7 protein-coding genes are annotated in these 5,929 nt (G+C 54.0%); 3 read left to right on the forward strand and 4 right to left on the reverse strand.

The window, feature by feature from the left end:
• Window positions 1-191, forward strand: a 191-nt coding sequence (locus tag AB4Z27_RS28330; RefSeq protein WP_441645885.1) for a hypothetical protein, incomplete at its 5' end; no start/stop codon positions are given.
• Between the two features lie 19 nt (window positions 192-210).
• Here the strand turns inward: AB4Z27_RS28330 and AB4Z27_RS28335 are convergent.
• The 3 genes from AB4Z27_RS28335 to AB4Z27_RS28345 are packed head-to-tail and all read right to left on the reverse strand — an operon-like array spanning window position 211 to window position 2,637.
• The gene (locus tag AB4Z27_RS28335; protein ID WP_441645886.1) at window positions 211-747 is read right to left on the reverse strand and encodes an ATP-binding protein; all 537 of its coding nucleotides are present in this window, start codon (window positions 745-747) and stop codon (window positions 211-213) included.
• On the reverse strand, window positions 744-1,202 hold the full coding sequence (locus tag AB4Z27_RS28340) for an ASCH domain-containing protein (protein WP_441645887.1): 459 nt from the start codon (window positions 1,200-1,202) through the stop codon (window positions 744-746). The genes AB4Z27_RS28335 and AB4Z27_RS28340 overlap by 4 nt, the downstream gene beginning before the upstream one ends.
• Window positions 1,165-2,637, reverse strand: a complete 1,473-nt coding sequence (locus AB4Z27_RS28345) for an EVE domain-containing protein (RefSeq protein WP_441645888.1) — start codon at window positions 2,635-2,637, stop codon at window positions 1,165-1,167. Before AB4Z27_RS28345 ends, AB4Z27_RS28340 begins: the two co-directional genes overlap by 38 nt.
• 387 nt (window positions 2,638-3,024) lie before the next feature.
• Here AB4Z27_RS28345 and AB4Z27_RS28350 point away from each other — a divergent pair, with 387 nt between their 5' ends.
• The gene (locus AB4Z27_RS28350) at window positions 3,025-3,618 is read left to right on the forward strand and encodes a tyrosine-type recombinase/integrase (RefSeq protein WP_441645889.1); all 594 of its coding nucleotides are present in this window, start codon (window positions 3,025-3,027) and stop codon (window positions 3,616-3,618) included.
• Window positions 3,619-3,655: 37 nt separating this feature from the next.
• Entirely contained in the window at window positions 3,656-5,362 is a 1,707-nt protein-coding gene (locus AB4Z27_RS28355; protein ID WP_441645890.1) for a hypothetical protein, read from the forward strand.
• A 456-nt stretch (window positions 5,363-5,818) separates the two neighbouring features.
• Here the strand turns inward: AB4Z27_RS28355 and AB4Z27_RS28360 are convergent.
• On the reverse strand, window positions 5,819-5,929 hold a 111-nt coding region (locus AB4Z27_RS28360), incomplete at its 5' end, for an IS3 family transposase (protein WP_284454490.1).

A 5,929-nucleotide genomic window follows, 5' to 3' on the forward strand; every position in this document is an offset into this window, starting at 1 on the left:
CCCTCAGCAACCGGCCACATCCCGGCGACAATGAAAATGCGATCGAGATCATCGAGTGCCAGCAGCGACTCATATCCATCCTACAGCTGAGAGGCGTTACGACAATGATTCCGCTGGAAGGTGGAACGCTTCCGCCTAACCAACAGGAGTTAGCTGAACCCGAGTACAGAATTATTTGGGCAGCATGCTAACGGCGAGTTTGAATCGCCTTCAGAGGTTCGACGGCGACGATACAAGCTGTTGAAGGCCCGAAACGTCGAAGGCATGCAGTACGGTCAATGGAATTTCGAGGTCCAACGCTACATCACCCGCATGCAAGAGCTCTTGATGCTGGAGCGATGACACCAGATCAACCTCCACCTTGCTAAGGTCGCGCTGCCTCATCCTGTCCGCGATTGCTGCGGGCTCGTCCTCAAAGCAAATCAGGTGGTCGGGAGCCAAGGCACGGAACACCTTTAAGGGAAGACGTTGAATATCGCCAATACCATCTCGTAGTGCGAAGTGACCGTCCAAAAGAATGCATCGGCCGTCGTACGAATCCCGAAAGCGTCGGAAACCTCGTACCAACAGTTCTTGATTCCCATCGATGTCGTTGACCTGCTTCTCATTTGCAGCAATAGCGTCGGCACGCTCTCGACGAATGAGGTCGCTTGCAGAAATATGTATGCACCCGTACGCTCGCGAAACTTGTTCACAAGCCGTGGTCTTCCCGACGCCGTGAACACCTCCTACGAAGACAACTTTCATCCCATCCCCTCCACGCATCGCCGTAACGCAATCTTCTCGTCTTCAGTCAAATATCGGTACGACTGAGGAGCATGAAACGGAGCCCCGAAGACCTCATTCGGTAAGAGACCACCTTCCAGCGGTAGCCGCCTCCCGAGCTTTAATGCAACACCCAATGCCTTCCCATCTAGATAGTCGAAGAGGCGCTGTCGGCTTATGCCGCCTCCCTCATCCGACGAAATCCTCCAAAGAGCCGTCTTGCTTGCTCTTACGACTTCGGTGATCTCGACGATCACAGCAAGGCGTTTCACTGGCGATGTGGCATAGACGACCAGCGTGCCGATGATTCGATTTGGCCAGCGGCGGCGAAACTCCACGTTCTTCTCACCCGCAATAATTTTTTCGACGTATCCCGGATGAATAGAAATAAGAGCTATGTCATCCGCAAAGCGAATTGATGGTTTCAAATCTTTCATGTGTAATCTTCGTAATGCTCTGTGGTTTCCCGTTGAGCACTTGGTTCGACAGTAGCGTCTCAAGGCTCAATGTTCGAGGAAGGTGACGTACGAATCGGAACAAGATCACCTTGGTTGGTTTTGTCGCCATGTCCTCGATCTCACCGAGCGTGTAGACGGTCCGGCGCTTCACGCGGGCAACTATGGACTCGGCGTCGAGAAGCGTTTCGTAGCTCTCCACAACACCTATGCTCGTCAGCGCGCGTTCGTCCTCCGACCGATAGAAGAACAATAGGTCGCCAGGTTTGATTGACTTGGTTTGCGCGCGACAAAGATATGCCATCTTGATAGCATTTCCCGCTTGATTATCTTGCTCGAACAATCTTTCCTGAGTGTTAACGGTGCCCCGAAAATCCGGGAACAGAATTTCGTGATACTGAGGTTGGATTGGTACGACATATTTTTCTACGGACGCGTCGGAGCGGAAGTGTGGGAAATAGGCGCGCAAGTATTCGAAGGGTGGTCGTGCGTCGTCGGGCGCAACAATGGGATGCTTTTTCAGATAAACGGCATCGCGGCCGTCACTACCTGGATGGAATCCGACACGTTCGAATCCAAAATCAACTAGCAGCTCGAAGAGAAAGTAGTGCCGGTCCTCGTCCCCATGGATGAAGATGTTTTGAATGCGATTGGTCGAGGCATATTGAAACGCGGCCTTGAGAAAGAGTTCCCCTACTTTCCTGCCGCGACTCGTTTCCCCAACCTTGAATGTTGCCAGCTTGAGGCCCGTCCCATCTATCGCAAAATCATTGGTGATTCGTTCATTGTCCTGCCGTGCGTAAATGCAAATGCCTCCAAGTTCACCGGGTTGGTGCCAATGAACCCATGCATGCCGACCTTCCTCGGCCTTGTTTTGGAACCATTGATTGAAGGGAGAGTAGCCTTCTCGCAGGCTGTCGAAGAAGGGGCTATCTAGCACCGGCGTAAGACTGTAGAGCGGGACATCGTCGATATTCGGCAGTCGGACACTAACGCTCTCGTGCAGTCGTAGTAAAAGATCTTCGGCCGTCTGGATCGTGTATACACGATCAACAAGCCCACGCGCCTTCGCCTTGTCGTGAATTCCCCGGTCCTCTGTAACGAGCGCGGCGGCGGCGTGTAGTGACAGAGCGTAGAGAATTTCGTTGTCGACGGCGTCGTTTCGCCGGGTGCTGGCGTCATTCCAAGGGCATTGGGGTCGAAGTTCTAACCGTGAATACTGCTTCAACCGCTGAAGAGTTTGGTCGCGACGCACCAAATTCTTGTCCTCTGCGATGTCTTCTTCGGAGGCTGGGTGGTAAACCAAAGAATGGCCGTGCGCGTGTGCCAACCTAACGAAGTTCGCCAGATTGGACCGCAATGGCAAGGCAGAGTCTTCAAGTGGAATCAGKACGTTCGTGTCGAGCAGGAAGCGCATCTGTTTTCTTTGACTTTGTGTGAGAGCTGCGCGAGAGGACAACCGAAGCTACGTTAGCACAGTTGCGTAGCGCACTCGAAAAGTCGGCGTAGCGGTCGAGAGGCTCCGTGAGCCTCTGTGGCTTATGCCGCCTGGACGACGTAAGCCCGGGGCTTAATGGAGTTCCTTGGCAAGCCTAGAAGTAATGTTCCTGGCGGCGTCCTGGGCGGCTGGCCTCAGGGCCTGTCATTCAATCCGACCGATCGCCCATGGAACATTTACTAAATACATCTAGTAAACATTCCGAACCCTGAAGCCATCCCGGCAGTGTACGAAGCCCAACCCGTTGGATAGAATGTTTATAAAGTTCGATAGGCGAACATTAAATAAACATTCCGAGGTGCCCGGATGCGCGAAGGGAAGGCAAAGGTCCTGTCCGAAGCTGAGTTCAAGCGAGCTGTCAACACGGTGAAGAAATACGCCCACGCCAAACGCAATGTCGCGCTGCTCTATTGTTCGTTCGGCCTTGGCCTGCGTGCGAAAGAGATGGCGGCGCTCAAGATCAAGAATGTGCTCGACCCGGATGGTGTGTTGTTGGAAGACATCAACCTGGATGGCTCGATGACCGAGGGGCGGAAGCAGCGTCACGTTTTCCTGACCAACCAACGTGTTGCCGCTGCGATCCGCGAATACCTCGACGAGCGACGGGAAGAGGATGGAATCTTGTTCAACTATGAGTCGCCGTTGTTCCGGTCACAGAAGGGCTCAGGGTTTACGCCCAACACATTGCAGCAGCTCTTTCATCGACTGTACGAGCAAGCACGATTGCAGGGAGCTTCCAGTCATTCGGGGCGCCGGACGTTCGCCACCACGTTGATCGAAAAAGGTGTAGACATCAAGGCTGTTTCGACGCTGATGGGTCATGCAYCCGTCGCGATGACGGCGCGGTACGTGGAAGATAATCCTGTACGATTGAAACAGATCAGTGCCGGTCTGTTATGAGTCGGCGCGACCTGGGTCGTCGGAGTTATCGACGAGAATGTCATACTCAATCCAAGCACAGAAAAAAGAGATCATGATCCAGCAATCGAGGGACTTCAAAGAGCAGTTGGCTCCGGTGGCTGCCAAATTGCGTGAAGGGCAATCCCTTATTCGCCCGATTAGTCAGATCACACTTCGTCTGAAGCCCACCGATGGGAAGGATCGATTCGCTTCCACAATCGATCAAATCTTGCGATGGATGAACCGGCGGGCGGGTAGAGCTCTTCCTACTTCGGCTTGGCAACGAGAGTCGTTCGAACTCTCGGATATTGGAGCGCAGAGGGCTGCAGCAGTCAGTCTCTATGCCCCCCAGTATTGGGCGGCCAGGCTTGATGACGCGGACAAGTCAGTGCCTCTTCGCACCTGGGTAACTGAGATAGGCGTTGGCGCTGACTCAAACGGCGATGTCCTCTTTGGTGCCAGACTTCTATGTGTAACGCGTGGGGCGGATCTGCCGTTTGACAGATCGATTCCTGGGTTTGCTCGGGCGATCCTGACGGCAGGGCCCGCCGAGCTCGATGGCAGAGTGTTGGGAGCCGGTCCGACACTAATCTCTTCCGAGAAAGAGGTGAATAGCCTCGTCCAACTTCTAGAAAACCCGCAAAGGCAAGCAGACGTCATTGTATTCGCATTGCCAGATGGGGTGAGCGATCCGACGGAAGCCGCAGCTTCCGCAAAGGCGGTGTATGACGCAACCATCGGGGCAGCCCATGTGTTCGTTATTACGGGGCCAGCTAGTTTTTTTCTTACAGATAGCGTTGGGCGGGAGCTATCTGTCTTTAGGCGAGCAGCGAGAATATATCGACCGGGCTTTCAGGCATGGACCGCTCAGCCGTCAAATCATCCTCTTATACTGCCGAATCGGATTTCTGAATGGGACAGTGAGGGACCCGCGGCATTCGAGCGATGGATTACAAATCAGGTTCTGGGTAGTTCCATTCGCGGACCAGCTCGCGAAGAGCGTCTTCCATCATTCRATAGTGTTCGGCAATACGCTGCGGAAGTTGACCGTCGCCAACTCAAGACCGCTGGGGGGTCGGATTCTGAACTCCTCAAGCTTTTCGAGGAGGAAAATGATCGACTGCGCAAAGCGCTGAAGGAGCAACGGGAGCAATCCGACGGTCTTCTTGTAGTGGCCGATGATGAGCGCGAAGCGGCGATGCAGGCTGCAAACGCGGCAAAGGCACAGGCGCTCGAGCGCTTATACCGAATTCGGGCACTTCAACAGCGGCTTAATGAGTCATCAGGTCAAGCAGATGTACCGATTCCGGAGACGCTGGATACCTTCGAAGATTGGTGTCATGAAAATCTGGCCGGGACAGTTGAGGTGTCTAATCGTGCATTCCAAGGCGCTAGGAAGTCCAACTACTACGACCCGCAATTTATCTACCGTGTTCTGTTGCTGTTGCGCGACTACTATGTGCCGATGCGGGTCGAGGGTACTTCTGAGAGACGCAAGGCCTATGAGGCGGCTTTGCAGGATCTTGAACTCGAAGATAGCCTGACCGGTGACGGTGTCAAGTACGCGCCGGACCTTTATTCGATCCAGTACGGTGACAGTCGCAGAGCGCTAGATCGGCATCTTAAAGGCCGCAACTCTAGAGATCGGCGATATGGCTTTAGACTCTATTTTTTTTGGGATGACGAGGGGCAGGTTGCCGTTGTCGGCTGGCTTCCATCTCACTTAGATAATCGGGCTAGCTAGGGCATGCTTGCCTGAGGGAAGTCGCATCTAATACTCACTCGGGAACAGTAATGTGGTGAAACTGCGGTCGGCTTCTGTGATGACCCACACCTTCTCGCCAGCGATCCGATACGCCGAGATAACGCGAGCCCCGTTCTGTACGGCGTGCCGGTTTGCTGCTGCATCTTCCGGTGGAACGTCTCCCCAATCACCCCGCACGTGACGGTCCAAGTACGGATCGGCTGTGGTGCCTTCCCGTTCGAGGTGCGTCAGTACGCTGCGTGTTGCCACGATCTGTCCGAGTTGAAATAGCGGTAGCCTCGGCCTCATCGGAATGATGACGGCGGTATGCATTGGTTCCTCGTTATTGAAGGGCATAAACGGATAGTCTCTGTGAGTGGCGACGTCTTGCTCCGCCAGAAATGAAAAGAGCCAGGGCGGATGTGAACTGACCCCCAGAAGTTGGACGGTTGATGGCTAGGCCGGAAAGGGCTGAGTCCTGTATTGCACGGGACTCAGCCCTTTTAGTTTGAGCTTGATGCGGTCATGATTGTAGTAGTGAATGTATTGGCGCAGTCCATCCTGCAG

It is taken from the genome of Cupriavidus sp. KB_39 (assembly GCF_052114485.1).
Taxonomy (GTDB): domain Bacteria; phylum Pseudomonadota; class Gammaproteobacteria; order Burkholderiales; family Burkholderiaceae; genus Cupriavidus.

Excerpts from the sequence above, each read along its gene's own strand:
- AB4Z27_RS28335 (WP_441645886.1), bottom strand. The coding sequence starts at position 747 with ATGAAAGTTGTCTTCGTAGGAGGTGTTCACGGCGTCGGGAAGACCACG.
- AB4Z27_RS28340 (WP_441645887.1), bottom strand. The coding sequence starts at position 1,202 with ATGAAAGATTTGAAACCATCAATTCGCTTTGCGGATGACATAGCTCTT.